This window comes from Acidovorax facilis, assembly GCF_050626955.1.
GTDB lineage: Bacteria > Pseudomonadota > Gammaproteobacteria > Burkholderiales > Burkholderiaceae_C > Acidovorax > Acidovorax facilis.
In genome coordinates this window covers 106208-122479 of the sequence record NZ_CP192462.1, presented here as the reverse complement: position 1 = coordinate 122479, position 16272 = coordinate 106208, and the positions used below count along the sequence as shown (strand labels likewise).

General features: G+C 65.0%; 14 protein-coding genes. 10 read left to right on the top strand and 4 right to left on the bottom strand.

The annotated features are described in order from the left end of the window. Positions 1–15: 15 nt before the first annotated feature. On the top strand, positions 16–1167 hold the full coding sequence (locus tag ACQ4MJ_RS26565; RefSeq protein ID WP_431153233.1) for an ABC transporter substrate-binding protein: 1152 nt from the start codon (positions 16–18) through the stop codon (positions 1165–1167). Beyond that, on the top strand, positions 1168–2862 hold the full coding sequence (locus ACQ4MJ_RS26560) for an AMP-binding protein (protein ID WP_431153232.1): 1695 nt from the start codon (positions 1168–1170) through the stop codon (positions 2860–2862). It begins immediately after the preceding gene. A gap of 5 nt (positions 2863–2867) precedes the next feature. On the opposite strand, the gene ACQ4MJ_RS26555 is transcribed toward ACQ4MJ_RS26560, so the two are convergent. From ACQ4MJ_RS26555 to ACQ4MJ_RS26545, 3 genes are all read right to left on the bottom strand, one after another. Then, positions 2868–3509, bottom strand: coding sequence for a TetR/AcrR family transcriptional regulator (locus ACQ4MJ_RS26555; RefSeq protein WP_431153231.1), 642 nt, complete (start codon positions 3507–3509; stop codon positions 2868–2870). 93 nt (positions 3510–3602) lie between these two features. Continuing rightward, on the bottom strand, positions 3603–4526 hold the full coding sequence (locus ACQ4MJ_RS26550; protein ID WP_431153230.1) for a dihydrodipicolinate synthase family protein: 924 nt from the start codon (positions 4524–4526) through the stop codon (positions 3603–3605). A 24-nt stretch (positions 4527–4550) separates the two neighbouring features. Beyond that, entirely contained in the window at positions 4551–4838 is a 288-nt protein-coding gene (locus ACQ4MJ_RS26545) for a DUF1330 domain-containing protein (protein ID WP_431153229.1), read from the bottom strand. Positions 4839–5019: 181 nt separating this feature from the next. Between ACQ4MJ_RS26545 and ACQ4MJ_RS26540 the strand changes: the two genes are divergently transcribed. The 4 genes from ACQ4MJ_RS26540 to ACQ4MJ_RS26525 are packed head-to-tail and all read left to right on the top strand — an operon-like array spanning position 5020 to position 11744. After that, positions 5020–5832, top strand: a complete 813-nt coding sequence (locus ACQ4MJ_RS26540) for an enoyl-CoA hydratase/isomerase family protein (RefSeq protein WP_431153228.1) — start codon at positions 5020–5022, stop codon at positions 5830–5832. A gap of 22 nt (positions 5833–5854) precedes the next feature. Beyond that, the gene (locus ACQ4MJ_RS26535; protein ID WP_431153227.1) at positions 5855–7018 is read left to right on the top strand and encodes an acyl-CoA dehydrogenase family protein; all 1164 of its coding nucleotides are present in this window, start codon (positions 5855–5857) and stop codon (positions 7016–7018) included. Continuing rightward, positions 7015–8226: a CaiB/BaiF CoA transferase family protein gene (locus ACQ4MJ_RS26530; protein WP_431153226.1), complete on the top strand. Its 1212-nt coding sequence runs from the start codon at positions 7015–7017 to the stop codon at positions 8224–8226. The genes ACQ4MJ_RS26535 and ACQ4MJ_RS26530 overlap by 4 nt, the downstream gene beginning before the upstream one ends. A gap of 11 nt (positions 8227–8237) precedes the next feature. Continuing rightward, on the top strand, positions 8238–11744 hold the full coding sequence (locus ACQ4MJ_RS26525; RefSeq protein WP_431153225.1) for an indolepyruvate ferredoxin oxidoreductase family protein: 3507 nt from the start codon (positions 8238–8240) through the stop codon (positions 11742–11744). Positions 11745–12085: 341 nt separating this feature from the next. On the opposite strand, the gene ACQ4MJ_RS26520 is transcribed toward ACQ4MJ_RS26525, so the two are convergent. Beyond that, positions 12086–12223 (bottom strand): hypothetical protein, encoded by a 138-nt coding sequence (locus ACQ4MJ_RS26520; RefSeq protein ID WP_431153224.1) that lies wholly within the window; start codon positions 12221–12223, stop codon positions 12086–12088. Positions 12224–12525: 302 nt separating this feature from the next. Between ACQ4MJ_RS26520 and ACQ4MJ_RS26515 the strand changes: the two genes are divergently transcribed. The 4 genes from ACQ4MJ_RS26515 to ACQ4MJ_RS26500 all read left to right on the top strand — a co-directional run bounded on the left by ACQ4MJ_RS26515 (position 12526) and on the right by ACQ4MJ_RS26500 (position 16263). After that, complete coding sequence (locus tag ACQ4MJ_RS26515) at positions 12526–13734, top strand: substrate-binding domain-containing protein (RefSeq protein ID WP_431153223.1); 1209 nt, start codon at positions 12526–12528, stop codon at positions 13732–13734. 62 nt (positions 13735–13796) lie between these two features. Continuing rightward, the gene (locus ACQ4MJ_RS26510; protein WP_431153222.1) at positions 13797–14561 is read left to right on the top strand and encodes an ABC transporter ATP-binding protein; all 765 of its coding nucleotides are present in this window, start codon (positions 13797–13799) and stop codon (positions 14559–14561) included. After that, on the top strand, positions 14558–15286 hold the full coding sequence (locus ACQ4MJ_RS26505; protein ID WP_431153221.1) for an ABC transporter ATP-binding protein: 729 nt from the start codon (positions 14558–14560) through the stop codon (positions 15284–15286). Before ACQ4MJ_RS26510 ends, ACQ4MJ_RS26505 begins: the two co-directional genes overlap by 4 nt. Next, positions 15283–16263, top strand: coding sequence for a branched-chain amino acid ABC transporter permease (locus tag ACQ4MJ_RS26500; protein WP_431153220.1), 981 nt, complete (start codon positions 15283–15285; stop codon positions 16261–16263). The genes ACQ4MJ_RS26505 and ACQ4MJ_RS26500 overlap by 4 nt, the downstream gene beginning before the upstream one ends. Positions 16264–16272: the final 9 nt, after the last annotated feature.

Sequence of the window (16272 nt, the reverse complement as noted above, 5' to 3'; positions counted from 1 at the left end):
CAAGGAGCAGGAGACATGAGTAACGCGAAGTTAACGATGCTGGCCACGGCGCTGGTAGTGGGCCTGGCGTCCGGCGGAGCCCTGGCGCAGGCCAAGCTCAAAGTCGGCGCCATCTACAGCCTGAGCGGCCCGGCCGCGCCGATCGGCACAGCCGAGCGAGACATCGCCGAGATTCTGACCGCCAAACTGAATAAGGAAGGCGGCATCAAGGGCCAGCAGGTGGAGCTCGTCATCTGCGACGACATGACCAACCCGACCGAAGCCGCCCGCTGTGCCACGAAGCTGATCCGGCAGGACGGTGTGATGGCCATCGTCGGCTCGACTACCGGCACCGGCACATTGGCGCTGGCACCGATCGCAATGAATGCCAAGGTGCCCGTGGTTGCGCCGGTAGGCACGATCCCTGTCACCTCCAAGGACAACGCGTTTTGGCCCTGGGTGTTCCGCAGTGCGCCCACAGACACCATCATCATCGGCGCGATCATGGAACGCGGCGTGTTCAAGCCCAAGCGCCAGCGCATCGCAATCCTGTACCAGGAAGACGCCTACGGCGAGGCAGGCATGAAGCAGGCCACGGCACTGTCGAAGGATCGCGGCATCCAGATGGTCGCGTCGGTGGCCGCGCCGCTGAACGCCATCGACCTGACGGCTGCCGCCACCAACATCCGCAACGCCAACCCCGACGTGGTGCTGCTGCAGACTTCGGCGCCGGCGCTGGGTGCAACCTTCGTGCGCGCCGCACGCCAAGTCGGTGTGAAGGCGCCGATCATCGGCTCCGGCAGCTTGAATCAGAAGCCGTTCATTGATGCCACTGGCCCTGCTGGCGAAGGCATCCTGGTCGTCTCGATGGGCAACTGGGACGATCCGTCGGAGAAGCAGAAGGAGCTCGGCAAGCTGCTCACCGATGCCGGCAAGACGCCCAAGGGCTATGCCGAATTGATTGGTTCGACCGGTGTGCTCGCCGTCTTCGAGGCGATGCGCCGTGCCGACTTGCCTGTCACTGGGCAGAAGGTGCGGGACAAGCTCGAAACGATCTGCGACTTCGACAAGACCTACATCGACGGGAAGCTGTGCTACTCCAAGGATCAGCACGAAGGGGTCTTCGAAGACACGCTGATCACGGTCGAGGTCAAAGGCGGCAAGTTCCGCACCGTCCGGGGCGAATGAGTGTCGATCCGCGCCCGTGCTGATGCTGTTGCCTGGACTGGCACGCCCGAGGTGGCGCCGGCAGACCAGACCCTTGACCGCGTTCTCGCGCGACGCGCCCGGCTCACGCCGGATGCGCCGTTCCTGCAGTTCGAGCATGGCCACCGCTGGTCCTATGCCGAGGTCTGGGAGGCCGCGCTCGACCTCGCCTTCGCCCTGCAGGCCGCCGGCGTGGGGCCGGGCGACCGGGTGGTGACGCTCGGCGGCAACTCGGCCGAGGCGGTTCTGCTCTGGTTTGCGATTGAGCTGCTCGGCGCGGTCGACTGCCCGGTGAACCCGGCCTTCACCGGCGAACCCCTGCGGCACGCCGTGAACCTGGTGCAGGCGAGCCGGGTGGTAGTTTCGCCAGCCCAGCTCTCCGCGCTAGACGGGCTGGAAGGTGAATGTGCGTACTGGACGGAAGCCCTGGCCTGGCCTGCCGAGGATCACCTGCCTCCCCAGGTTCGGGGGATCCCCCTGTTCCCGCTGCAGCCGCGCGGCGCGGCGCGGCCGGCGGGCTGGGCACCGGCCGGCGCCCAGCCCCGCGACCTCTGCTCGATCCTCTTTACCTCCGGCACCACCGGTCCGGCCAAGGGCGCGATGGTGACCCACGCGATGGCCTGCACGACCGCGCTGCAGGCGGCGGAGGGTCTACGGATCAGTGCGGACGACACTGTTTACTTCGCCCATCCGCTGTTCCACATGTCACCCCGGTTCTGCGCGGTGTACGCAGCGCTACTGACTGGCGCGCAAGTCATTTTTGATAAAAAATTTTCGGCTGACCGCTGGATTGATCGTATCCGCGAGACCGGTGCGACGGTCACCATCGGCCACGGCCCGCTGCTGGAGATGATCCACGCCGAACCGCCTCGTTCGGACGACGCGGACACCCGCTTGAGCCGCATTGGCAGCTCGCCGTTCCCGAGACATATCGCCGCCGAGTTTGAGCGCCGCTTCGGAGTGAAGGGCCTCGAGACCTGGGGGATGACTGAGATCAACATACCCTGCTGGCATCCCTGGGACGAACCGCTGCGCCCTGGCGCGGCTGGCCGCATCCGCGAGGCGGACTACGAGTTCGCTGTGGTTGACCCAGTCACCGACGACCTGCTGCCGGCCGGCCAAGTGGGCGAGTTCGTAGTCCGTCCGAAGCGACCTTGGATCGTGAGTCCTGGCTACTGGGGCGACCCGGCGGCCACATGCCGCGCCTGGCGCAACCTGTGGTTCCACACCGGCGACAGCGGTTACCTGACCGAGGACGGCTGGGTCTACTTTGTCGACCGCTTGGGCGATCGCATCCGGCGCCGGGCCGAGAACATCTCCTCATTCGACATCGAGGCGGCGGCCCGCGCTCATCCGGCCGTGGCCGATGGCGCGGCGGTCGGTGTCCCGTCAGGCTACGCGTCTGACGACGACATCAAGCTGTGCGTGGCACCGCACACCGGCCAGGCGGTCGACCCTGCGGAACTGCTCGCGTTCCTGGCGCTGCGGCTGCCGCACCACATGGTGCCGCGCTACATCGAGGTCATGCAGGCGCTGCCGCGCACGCCGACACAGAAGGTGCGTAAAGCCCAACTAAGGGCCGACGGCGTAGGGCCGGCGACTTGGGACCGGAAGTCTGCGGGACTCTCCCTGCGTGCCCTGGCAGGACGCGCGGAGGACATCGGCTCGGCCGGTTGAGGCTGTCAGCGCTTGGCGGCGGCCTTGGCCTTAGGGGCGGCCGTCGGGGCCGCGGCTTGCCCCCAGGCACCGTAGATGGCATCGAGCGTCGATTCCCAGAGCTCGACCAGCCGCGTAAACCTGCCGACGTCGCGCGTTATCAGACCTTGGTAGTGCAGCACGGTCGTGATTAGCACCGTCACTCCGTCCTGTGGCGTGTCGGGACGCAGTTCGCCCGACTGCACCGCGGCTTTGACTGCCAGCCGCGACAGCAGCTCGAACTCGCTGGTCACCGCCTGTAGGCGGTTCCGCATCGTGTCGCTCAGCGCGTCGCTGTCGGAGCGCAGTCGCGTCATCAGGCTCCAGGGCTCGCCCTCGTCGGAAGTCGGGTTGTAGCGCTTGTAACGACTGCGGGCCATCTCGATGATGGTCCGCGACTTGGCCCGCAACGTAGTCGACGGGTCGGTCAACACGTCGCGGTAGCTATCCATCGTCCGCGTGGCGTACTCGTCCAGCACCGCCTCGACCAGTCCTTCCTTGCTGCCAAAGTGATAGTGCAAGTTGGCCCGCGTGGTGTTCAGCGCCTCCGCGATCTGGCGGAAGTTGAGGCCGCGGTAGCCGTGCTTGACGAGCAGTTCTTCTGCGATCTGCTTGATCTGCTCCCTCATGGAGCTTTCTGCTGCGTGGTGGTCCATTGTCGACGAGCTCGCCAATCTTGTTTAATGGTGCAATGTTAGTACACCACGCCGACCTGTCGCAGGTCAGCGGGTGACCCCGGCCGCTTCGAGGTGGCGGCGGATACGGTCGATCTCTGCAGCCGGTAGTTTCTGCAGCGGAGGGCGGACCGCGGCGCAGGGCAAGCGACCGAGCAGAACCTGCGCTTCCTTCATCCGGTTGTGCATGTCCACCGCCGGCGGGCCGTAGAAGGCCTGAGTCGTGTGGTAGATGCGTGCGGCCGTCGCCTTGGCCGTGGCGAGGTCGTCGTCGCGGACCGCCTCAAACAGCGCGACCTGCAGGTCGGCAATGGTGCTGCCGGCCCCCGACAGAAGACCCTTGCAACCCGTCACCAGCGACTGCAGCAGCCAGGCGCTGTGGGTGCTGAGCACCGCGAAGCGGTCGGTTTGCAGCTCGCGCACCGTCAGCTCGCTGCGTGCCGGGTCGCCGCAGCCGTCCTTCATCGCGCGGATGGTCGGGATCTCGGCGATCAGCCGCGCCAGCAGGTCGTGGCTGTGGGCCAGCGGCAGGCTGACCGGGAACTGGAAGATGATCAGCGGCAGGTCTGTCGCGTCGGCGATGCGGCGGTAGTGGTCCACCACCATGTCGGGCCGCTGTCCGAGGACCAACAGATTCGACGGGAAGACAAGCAGCGCCGAGGCACCGCGCCGATCGGCCATGCGGGCCAGGCGCACCGCCTCGGTCGCGCTGTCGGCGTAGATGCCGTTGACCAGCGGGAGCCGGTCGCCGACCTCCTCGACCGACAGTTCGAGCACGCGTTCCTGCTCGTCGAAGTTGCAGGACGACACCTCGGAGGCGTGGCCGTTGACGGTGATCGCCGCCACGCCGCGCACTGCGGCGATGTCGCGAAGGTGTTTGCGGTAGTTGGCCTCGTCGATGCGCAGCTCGGTGTCAAAGGGCAGCAGGCTGGCGGGGATGACGCCGGTGCAGTCGTAGGGGATGCGTGACATGGTTCGTCTCCTGGGAGTGGTTGTTCAAACGCCCTGCAGCGTGGTGATGGTGGCAATAGCGGCCCCAGCGCGCGCCTCGCGGGCGAGGCGGTATTCCGGCGACTCGTAGAAGCGGCGGGCGGTGTCAATCGAATCGAACTCCACCACCACGTGGCGCGCCGTCTCGGGCGTGCCTTCCAGCGTGACTGGTTCCGCGCCGCGGACCAGGTATCGGCCGCCGAATTTCTCGATCGCCGCCTTGGCCAGCGGCTTGTATGCCTCGTACTTGACGGGGTCGGTGACGGTGACACGGGCGATGACGATCGCGGCCATGGATTCATTCCTTCGTTCTGGATGTGGATAGGGCGGGCCCAAAACCCGTCAGCGGTAGAGGCTGTCCGAGCGTAGGAATTTTGACAGAATACTTATTGACGTGCAAGTCAGTATTTGGCAAACTTAAGACTCTACGACAGGACCGAACAGGTCCCCCGCATAGGACCGCATGAGCCCAAGCATGAGCACGACATTCCTTAGCGTCGACATCCGCGACCGGGTCGCGACGCTGACCTTGACCAACCCGCCGCTGAACGCCGTCACGCTGGGCATGACCCGCGAACTGGGCGCCGTGCTCGACCGCCTGGCCGTTGATCCCGAGGTTGGCGCCATCGTGCTGACCGGTGCCGGTGGCCGCGCCTTTTGCTGCGGCTCTGACATCAAGGAGTTCCCTGGCCTGGTCGCCGAGGGCGGCATCGTCTCGCGCAAGCTGGCGACCGAGAACGCCGTTTACGGCCAGGTCGCGCACTTCCCTAAGCCGACTGTGGCTGCGATCGAACGGTTGGCGCTCGGAGGCGGGCTCGAGCTGGCCAGCGGCTGCGACCTTATCGTCGCGTCGGCCGACGCAAAGCTCGGACTGCCGGAGGTGAAGCTTGGCGGCTTCCCTGGCAGCGGCGGGACAGTGCGCGTCACGCGCCGTATCGGTGTGGGGCGGGCCGCCGAATTGATGTTGCTCGGCGACCCGATCGGTGCTGAGCAGGCGCTGGCCTGGGGGTTGATCAACCGCATCGCGGCTCCGGGCCACGTGCTGGACGAGGCGCAGGCGCTGGCGGGCCGGATGGCCCGCGGCCCGGCGCAAGCCATGTTTGCCTGCAAGCGCGCCCTGCGCGACGCGGGGGACTTACCAGAAGAAGCCGCCATCGAGAACTCACTGCGGCTGAGCGAGGCCCTATCGCGCACTAGCAGCTTCACCGAAGGCGTGACCGCCTTCATCGAAAAACGGCCGCCGGCCTTCGGCGACCGCCTGGACACCTCGGTCTTTGACCGGGTCTGAATTACGAACGGAGACAACCTAAATGATCGACTTTTCCATCCCGACCGAGACCCAGATGATCCTCGACTCGCTGCGCCGCTTCATCCAGACGGAGTTGAAGCCGCATGAGGAAGAGGTGGAGGCCACCGAGGTGGTGAGGCCCGAACTCGCTCGGGAACTGCGCGACAAGGCTAAAGCGATCGGCTTGTTCGCACTCGGCATGCCGGAGGATGTTGGCGGCGGCGGCCTGAGCGCCGTTGACATGTGCCTGTGCGAGGAGGAATTCGGCTTCACCAAGGACGCTTTGGTACGTCGCGCCTTCGGCGCGATTCCAATGTCGCTGCTGAATTGCCAGGGCGAGCAGCGCGAGAAGTACCTACTGCCGGCGGTGGCCGGCGACATCAACGTCGCCCTCGGCATGACCGAGCCGAACGCCGGATCCGACGCCGCCGGCATCAAGACCCGCGCCCGCGCATCTGGCGGCGACTGGGTGCTGGACGGCTCCAAGCACTTCATCAGCGATGCCGACGTCGCGGACGCCTTCATCATCACCGCGGTCACCGACCCGACCAAAGGCGCCAAGGGCATCAGCGCCTTCCTGGTCGACAAGGACACGCCAGGCTTCAAGCTTGGCCGCCTGCAGTACATGATGGGCCTGCGCGCTACCAACCATTTTGAGCTGATCCTCGACAACGTGCGGCTGCCGGCCAGCCAGATGCTCGGGCCTGAGGGCTCAGGCCTGTTTCAGGCGCTGTCGACGCTCAATCGCGTTCGGCTTGGCATGGTCGGCGGCCGCTCGGTCGGCATGGCGCGCAAGCTGATGCAGATGTGCATCGACTACGCGAGCGAGCGAAGCCAGTTCGGCCAGAAGATAGGTGAATTTCAGATGGTGCAGGCGATGCTGGCCGACATGGCCACCGAGATCTACGCGGCCCGGCTGATGGTGCTCAACGCGGCCTGGGAGGTCGATCAGGGGCTGGACCCGCGCGAGAAGGTCTCGATGGTGAAATACTACGCCTCGGAGACGCTCGGCCGCGTGGCCGACAAGGCGGTGCAGATCTTCGGCGGCATGGGCTATTGCCGCGAGATGCCGATCGAGCAGATGTACCGAGACGCCCGCGTCTACCGCATCTTCGATGGCGCCTCCGACATCCACCGCAGTGTGATCGCGCGGGCGATGCTGAAGAACGGGCGGCAGGTCCTGTGAGCGCCGCTGACACAGGGCCGGGTCTGCTCACCGGCATGCGGGTGCTGAGCTTTACCCATTTCGTGCAGGGACCGGCGGCCGGTCAGTACCTCGCCGACATGGGCGCAGACGTGATCAAGGTCGAACCGCTACAGGGCGCGTTCGAGCGCGCCTACGGGGCGGACGACGTGTTCGTCGAAGGCCTCAGCGCCACCTTCTTCTCGGTGAACCGCAACGTGCGCTCGATCTCGCTGGACCTGAAGTCGCCACAGGCGAAGGAGATCGTCCATGCGCTGCTGCGCGACGCCGACGTGCTGCTCGAGAACTACCGCGGTGGCGTGCTCGACCGCCTTGGCTTCGGTTACGAGGCGGTGAAGGCGGTGCAGCCCGGCATCATCTACGCGTCGGCGTCGGGTTGGGGATCCTCCGGCCCGATGGGCGATGCGCCCGGCCAGGACCTGCTGGTGCAGGCCCGTTGCGGGTTGATCTCGGTGACCGGCAATCTGGCCTCGCAGCCCACCGTGCCCGGCGTGCCTATCGTGGACCAACACGGCGCGGCGCTGATGGCGATGGCCATCGCCGCGGCCTACGTGAAGAAGCTGAATACGGGGCAGGGCACCCGCATCGAGTCCAACCTGCTCAACGCGGGCCTTGATCTGCAGTGCGAGTCGATGGCTGCCTATTACTCAGGCCGCCGCACGTCCGAGCGCATGCACCGCGATCCGCGGCTCGCCTCATGGTTCCTGCCGGCACCCTATGGCATCTTCGCGCTGGCCGACGGCCATGCGGTGATCAGCCTAGGCGGTGACATCGAGCGTTTCGCAGCGGCTATCGGAGTGCCGGCGCTGCAGCCGCTCGCGGCCGACCGCATGGCGAACCGCGACGAATTCATGCGGGTGCTGGGCGAGGAACTGGCCGGCTGGACCTATGCGCGCCTGGACCAGGCGCTGGCGCCGCACGCCCTGTGGTATGCCCGCGTGCAAGACTACGATGCGATCCGCAGCGACCCGCAGGTGCTGCACAACCGCTGCTTCCAGGAGTTCCGAGTGGGTGATGCGAGCGCGACCGTGCTGGCCCACCCGGTCCGCTACGACGGTGAGCCGCCGCCGCTACGGCACATGCCGCGAACCCTAGGCGCGGACACCCGCGCTGTGCTGCGCGACGCGGGCTACGCCGACACGGCGATCGACGATCTGGCCGCCTCTGGTGCGGTGAACCTAGGCGCCTGACGGAGACACTGGTGAACGCTCGGACCCCTGATCACGACCTGCTCCAGGTCGCACTTGACGACAAGTACCTGCAACGCGAAGGCACCGTCTTCCTGTCGGGCACGCAGGCCCTGGTGCGGCTGCCGCTGCAGCAGCGCCGGCGCGACGAACTGGCCGGCGTGAATACCGCCGGCTACGTTTCGGGCTACCGCGGCTCGCCGCTCGGTCGCTTTGACATTGAGCTGTGGAACAACGCTGAACTGCTGAAGACGCACCACGTCCGTTTCCAGCCCGGCATCAACGAGGACTTGGCTGCTACCGCGTTGTGGGGCTCGCAGTACGTGGGCACCGCCCCGGGCGCGCGTTACGACGGCGTGTTTGGCATCTGGTACGGCAAGGGTCCCGGCGTGGATCGCAGCGGCGACGCCTTCAAACACGCCAATCTGGCTGGCGCCAATCGTTGGGGCGGCGTGCTGGCGGTGGCTGGCGACGACCACGCGTCGAAGTCGTCGACCACGGCCCACCAATCGGACCAGGCGCTGATCGCCGCCGGCATCCCAGTTCTCTACCCATCGGATGTGCAGGACATCCTCGACTTCGGCCTGCACGGCATCGCGATGAGTCGCTATTCGGGCTGCTGGGTCGGCTTGAAGTCGGTGACCGACGTGGTCGAGAGTTCCGGCTCGGTCGAGGTGGGGGACGCCCTGCCGGCGATCCGCCTGCCCGAGCCGCCGGCCGAGGACTTGAACATTCGCGGCAACGACATCGTGCCGCTTGTACAGGAAGCGCGCCTGTACCGGCACAAGTTGCACGCGGTGCACGCCTATGCTCGCACGAACCGAATCGATCGCGTGGTGGTCGAGGCGGGCGCGGGCGCCCGCGTTGGCATCGTTGCGGCCGGCAAGGCCTACGCCGACCTGCGCCAAGCAATGCGGCTGCTCGGCCTGGACGAGGACGGCCGGGCGGAAGCCGCCGGTCTGCGGGTGCTGAAAATCGGCCTGGTTTGGCCGCTGGATCCGGAGGCCGTCGAGGCTTTCGCCGACGGACTAGAGACAGTCCTCGTCGTCGAGGAGAAACGCGCACTGATCGAGTCGCAGCTGAAGTCCATCCTCTACGACGCTCCGATGGCCCGCAAGCCGCGGGTCGTCGGCAAGTACGATGGGGCCAACGAATGGTCTCCGCGTCGCGGTGAGGAGGTGCTGGCCTCAATCGGCGAGCTGTCACCGCCGGTAATTGCGGAACAACTCGCGGCCCTGCTGGGTCTGCCCTACGAGCGGCCGGGCAACCCGTCCAGTACCACCGCGCCGTCGGTATTGCGCAAGGCCACCTTCTGCTCTGGCTGCCCGCACAGCACGTCGACGCGCCTGCCCGAGGGCAGCCGCGCGATCGCCGGCATTGGTTGCCACGGCATGGTGGCGCTGACCGGCCTTGATCCCTACGGTACCATAGGTCACATGGGCGCAGAGGGCATCCTGTGGATGGGTCAGGCACCGTTCACCGACGAGAAGCACATCTTCGCCAACATGGGCGACGGCACCTACTTCCACTCCGGCTTCCTCGCGATCCGGCAGGCGGTTGCGTCGAAGACGACGATCACGTACAAGATCCTCGTCAACGGCTTTGTCTCTATGACCGGCGGCCAGCCCATCGAAGGCGAGCTCACCGTGCCGCAGATGGTGCGCGAGTTGCAGGCCGAAGGTGTCGGCCGCATCGTCGTCGTCGCCGACGACCCGGACAAGTACGACGACTCGGCGATGGCGTTGCCGGCCGACGTGAGCGTGCGTCATCGCCGCGAGCTCGATGCGGTGCAGCGCGAGCTGCGCGAGGTGAGCGGCGTGTCGGTGCTGTTCTACGATCAGGTCTGCGCCACCGAGCGGCGCCGTCTGCGCAAGCGCGGCAAGGTCGCCAACGCGACCAAACAGGCCTTCATCAACGCCGCGGTGTGCGAAGGTTGCGGAGACTGTGGCGAAGCTTCCAATTGCCTGTCGGTCGAGCCGCTGGAGACGGAGTTCGGCCGCAAGCGACGTATCAACCAGTCCTCCTGCAACAAGGATCTGTCCTGTGTCGAGGGCTTCTGCCCCAGCTTCGTCACTGTGCACGGCGGCCGGCCGCGACGCTCGCAGGGCGGTGTCGACGGGGCGCGACTCGCCGAACCTCCGGCACCGGTGCTGCCATCGGTGGAAACCGGCTACAACGTGCTGATTACCGGTATCGGTGGCACCGGCGTGGTCACACTGGGGGCGATCGTCGCGATGGCCGCCCACCTCGACGGTCATGCGGCGAGTGCACTCGACGTTACCGGCCTGGCCCAGAAGTACGGCGCGGTGATGTCGCATGTCCGGGTTGCCGCCTCGCGAGCGTCTCTGAAGTCGGCCCGCATCGCGGCCGGCGAGGCCGACGTAGTGGTTGGCTGCGACCTCGTCGTCAGCGCCGGCCCAGAGGCGGTCGCGACGATGGCTCCGGGACGCACGCGGGTGGCGGTGAATGCTGAGGTCTCACCGACCATTGCATTCGCGAAGAACCCGGACTGGTCGGCCGACGCTGACGGCCTGATGGCCCGGGTGCGCGCCGCCGTCGGCGACCCGAAGGGCGAGGCCGGCGAAGCGGTTCGGCCCGTCAACGCGACGGCGCTCGCGACCGCGCTGGTCGGCGAGCCGATCGCCGCCGGCATGTTCATGCTGGGCTACGCCTGGCAGCGCGGCTGGCTGCCGGTGAGCGGGGCCGCGATGGACCGTGCGATCGAACTCAATGGCGTCGCCGTCGAGTCGAACCGGCGCGCCTTTCTCTGGGGCCGGCAGGCGGCGCACGACCCGGCAGCGGTCGACGCGGCGGCCCGGCCGTCTAACGTCGTGACGCTGGTTCCATCCTCGACACGCAAGACGCCGGCGCTGATCGCCCACCGCGCCCGCGCGCTGGAGGACTGGCAGGATAAGGCCTACGCCGCGCGCTACACCGCGCTGGTCGACCGGGTGTCCTCCGCGGAAGCGCGGCTCGGCGCTGGCGACCGTCTTACCCGGGCCGTCGCCCGCGGCTACCACAAGCTGTTGGCGTACAAGGACGAGTTCGAGGTAGCGCGTCTCTACGCGGATCCGCAGTTCGAGCGCGACCTGCAGGCCCAGTTCGAAGGCGACTACAAGCTGCGTTTTCACCTTGGCGCGTGGCCGTTCGCGCGGCGGGGTGCCGATGGCAAGGTCCGCAAGGGCGAGGTGGGTGGCTGGGTGCTGCCGGCGTTCAAGGTGCTGGCCAAGCTGCGTTTCCTGCGCGGCAGCCTGTTGGACCCGTTCCGCGGCAACGAGGAGCGGCGCCACGCGTTGCGCGACATCGCGGACTACGAACGCGACGTCGAGCGGCTACTTGCGGAACTGGATGCCGGACGGCTCGACACTGCCGTCTCGATCGCCGAGCTGCCGGACCGCATCCGCGGCTACGGCCACGTGCGCGGGCGCAGCGCCGAGGGTGTCGCGCGCCAGCGCGCTGAGTTGTGGGCGCGCTGGGACGATCCCAAAGGGACCCCGGCCGTGGCCGCCACCAAGGGGTGAGCCGTGCCGGCGCGATTCGGGCGCCGGCATGGTTCAGGCCGGCGCGCCGGCATCACCACACGTCCCAGCAGCACCGGTTCGCACCTGCTGATTCACAGCGCCGGTGTGAAGATGTTGGCAGAAGGTGAATGGAAGACCAAGAGGCACGGCGCTGACTGCTGGCGCCGGAGGCGCAGAGTCCAGCTGGGCGTCGATACGCAGGCGCTGCAGATCCGGGCCATCGAGATCAAAAACAACGCCATCGGTGATGCGTCCAGACTCCCAAAACTGCCGACACAGACTCCGGTTGGGAAGCCCCAGCACTCGGTCAGCTCCGCAGGGATCTAGGGCACAAAAGCCTGTCACGAAGGCATGCCGGGTCGAAAGGCCACGGCCATTGTTCCCACCCTCAGGAATGCAAACACCTGGATGGAGGCCAGCGCGAGCGCCCAGGACTGCAACGAGATCTTGGGAGACAGCCGAAAGCCTTGGCGGGTCATGGCATGCGACTTTGACCGGTAGGGCACAGAACTGGAAATGCGCTGTACAGGTTGACCAGCATGGTCACGCCTTGAACGGTGCGCCTGGGATAACTCCGCCTGGGCGGCGCTCGGCCTCAGGATGGATTGCTTAACCGCTGCCCACGCATGCCCTCCATTCGAGTGCAAAAGCGGTGTCCACAATTCTAGATTTTCAGAAGTTGGGGATGACTTGCAAGCATCTAGGTGCCCGTTTCTATTGCGCAGCGTCACTGGCACGATCCATGCATATTTAGAGGGCAGTTCCTCTAAATATTCTAGATATGGAGACAATCATCTTGAAAAAATCGATCGGCCGACTGGCCACATGTCTTGCCCTTGCAGGCTTTCAGTTGGCTGCCACGGCCGCTGATACCGGAACCGACCTTGTCATTGCACATATCTACAGTCGGACTGGCATCATGGAGTCTTATGGCAAGCAAACGCAGGATGGTCTGCGCCTGGGGTTCGAATACGCGACCGGCGGCACCATGAAACTGGGCGGTCGCAACATAAAAATTCTAGAAAAGGACGATCAAGGGAAGCCAGACGTCGGTAAGCGATTGCTCGAACAGGCGTTCGCAGATGAGCAGGCCAACATTGCCGTTGGTGCGTCCTCATCCGGGGTGACGCTTGCAATGCTGCCGATTGCCGAGGAATACAAGAAAGTCCTGATCGTCGAGCCCGCCGTAGCTGATTCGATCACCGGCGAGAAGTGGAACAAATACGTGTTCCGCACTGGCCGCAACAGTACACAGGACGCAGTTGCGGCAATGGTCGCGATTGACCAGCAGGGCACTCACATCGCCACTTTGGCGCAGGACTACGCCTTCGGGCGCGATGGCATCAAGGCATTCAAAAGTGCTCTCAAGAAAGCATCGCTGGTCCACGAGGAATACCTTCCGGCCACTACGAGTGACTTCACTGCGGCAGGCCAGCGTGTCATTGAGAAAATGAAGGATCTCAAGGGGCGCAAGATCCTCTTCATTCTCTGGGCCGGGGCGGGCAATCCGTTCAGGGTGGCTGATCTCGGACTGGAGCGGTATGGCATCGAGGTCTCCTCCACGGGCAACTTCCTACCTGCCATGGCGCAATACAAGCGCTTTCCTGGCATGGAAGGCGCCACCTATTATTTCTACGACATTCCGAAGAATCCGGCCAACACCTGGCTGGTCGAAAAGCACCTTGCGCGATTCAAGTCGCCACCCGACTTCTTCACCGCAGGTGGTTTCTCGGCCGCGATGGCCATCGTCACCGCGCTGAAGAAAACGGACGGCGATACGAGTGCCGTCAAGCTCATCCCTGCGATGGAAGGCATGAGCTTCGAGACGCCCAAAGGCACCATGACCTTCCGCAAGGAAGACCACCAGGCGATGCAGAGCATGTACCACTTCAAGATCAAAGTTGACTCGGAAGTGGCCTGGGGTATTCCGGAACTGGTGCGAGAGATCAAGCCGTCCGAAATGGATATCCCAATTCAAAACAAGCGCTAATCCCTCGGCGGTTCGTGCGGCCTTCGGCCCCTCGGGGGCTGAAGGTCGCACGGCCTCTCTCCATGCTTGAAACCAAATACCTCACGATCCGCTTTGGCGGACACGTGGCGGTCAATGCTGTCAGTTGCGCTTTTGCGCCTGGCACGCTGACTGCCATTGTCGGCCCCAATGGGGCCGGCAAGACCACCTACTTCAATCTCATCTCGGGTCAGCTCAAGGCAACCGAGGGCACGGTGATGCTTGATGGGCAACTGCTCTCGGGATTGCCGGCCTCGGCGCGCACGCGAGCGGGGCTGGGACGTGCGTTCCAGCTCACGAACCTGTTTCCCAATCTCACCGTGCTGGAAAACGTGCGGCTCGCAGTGCAGGCGACGCGAGAAGGCGCGCATAGGCGCGGGCTGAATCTCTGGAGCATCTGGAGCGACCATTGCGCGCTGACCGAGCGCGCCGACCATATCCTCACGGACGTGGCACTCAAAGCCAAGGAGCACTTCACCGTTGCGAGCCTGCCGCACGGTGACCAGCGCAAGCTCGAAGTCGCGCTGTTGATGGCGCTGGAACCGAAGGTGTTTATGTTCGACGAACCGACCGCTGGGATGAACGCGGCGGAAGCGCCGGTGATCCTAGACCTGATCCGCGCGCTCAAGAAGGACAAGACGAAGACCATTCTGCTAGTCGAGCACAAGATGGATGTAGTGCGCGAACTCGCAGATCGCATCATCGTTTTGCATAACGGCCAGCTCGTGGCCGATGGTGAACCGTCGGAGGTGATCGCCTCGCCAGTGGTGCAAGAGGCCTATCTCGGCGTTGCGAAGGAGGCCTCGTGAGCACTACCAATCTATTGGAGCTGAGCGGCGTGCACACGCACATCGGCGCATATCACATTCTTCACGGCGTAAACCTTGCTGTGCCCAAGGGCCAGCTTACGATGCTGCTAGGCCGAAACGGTGCCGGCAAGACGACCACGCTGCGGACCATCATGGGACTGTGGTGCGCGTCGAAAGGCATCGTGCGCTTCGGCGACACCGACATCACAGCGATGCGCACGCCGCAGATCGCCGGGCGTGGAATCGCCTACGTGCCCGAGAACATGGGCATCTTCTCGGATCTGACCGTGAAAGAAAACATGCTGCTGGCCGCGCGCGCCGCGAAGAACGTCAACCAGATGGACGACACGCGGCTGAAGTGGATTTTCGGGCTCTTCCCAGCGGTCGAGAAATTCTGGAACCACCCGGCCGGCAAGCTCTCCGGCGGGCAGAAACAGATGCTCGCGGTGTCACGTGCGATCGTCGAGCCACGCGAACTGCTGATCGTCGACGAACCCAGCAAAGGCCTTGCCCCCTCGATTATCAACAACATGATCGACGCATTCAGTGAGCTCAAACGGAGCGGGGTGACGATCCTGCTCGTCGAACAGAACATCAAGTTTGCGCAACGGCTGGGCGACACGGTCGCCGTGATGGACAACGGCGTCGTGGTGCACAGCGGCGGCATGGCTGCGTTCTCCGCAGATGAAGCCCTGCAGCAATCGCTCCTGGGGTTGGCACTATGAAAAATGATTTCGACTGGAAGCCGCTGGCGCTTGTACCGGTGCTTGCGCTTGTCGCACTGCCGTTGACAGGATCTGTATCGACCTGGCTCACGCTGACGATTGCGGGTCTTGCGATGGGCATGATCATCTTCATCATCGCCTCGGGCCTTACGCTGGTCTTCGGGCTGATGGATGTGCTCAACTTCGGCCACGGCGTGTTCATCGCGCTCGGCGCCTTTGTTGCGAGCACCGTACTTGGCGGAATGAGTGACTGGACGGGCTCGCAGGAGTTGTGGCGTAACCTCGCGGCCGTCCTCCCAGCAATGCTGGTTGCGATGCTCGTTGCGGGCGCAATCGGACTCGCGTTCGAGCACTTCATAGTTCGGCCGGTCTACGGCCAGCACCTGAAGCAGATTCTCATCACGATGGGAGGGATGATCATCGGTGAGGAGCTGATCAAGGTGATCTGGGGCCCGGCGCAGATCCCCCTGCCACTCCCCGATGCACTGCGTGGATCGCTGCTCATCGGCGAATCGGCGATCAGCAAGTACCGCATCCTGGCGGTGATCGTCGGCATCGTCGTCTTTGGCCTGCTCGCATGGACGCTGGGCAGGACCAAGATCGGCCTGCTGATCCGCGCAGGCGTGCAAGACCGCGAGATGGTCGAGTCGCTCGGCTACCGCATCGGCCGGCTGTTCATCGGGGTGTTCGTTGTGGGCAGTGCGCTCGCCGGCCTCGGTGGCGTGATGTGGGGCCTATTCCAGCAGAACTTGATTCCGCAGATGGGCGCGCAGGTCAACGTGCTGATCTTTATCGTGATCATCATCGGTGGCCTCGGTTCGACGACCGGTGCACTGATCGGCGCACTGCTCGTTGGCCTGGTGAACAACTATACCGGTTTCCTTATGCCGACGCTCACGCAGTTTGCGAGCATCTTCCTGATGGTCGCGGCGCTTCTGTGGCGTCCGCAGGGCGTCTATCCGGTCGCGAATCGTTGAAAGGATGAT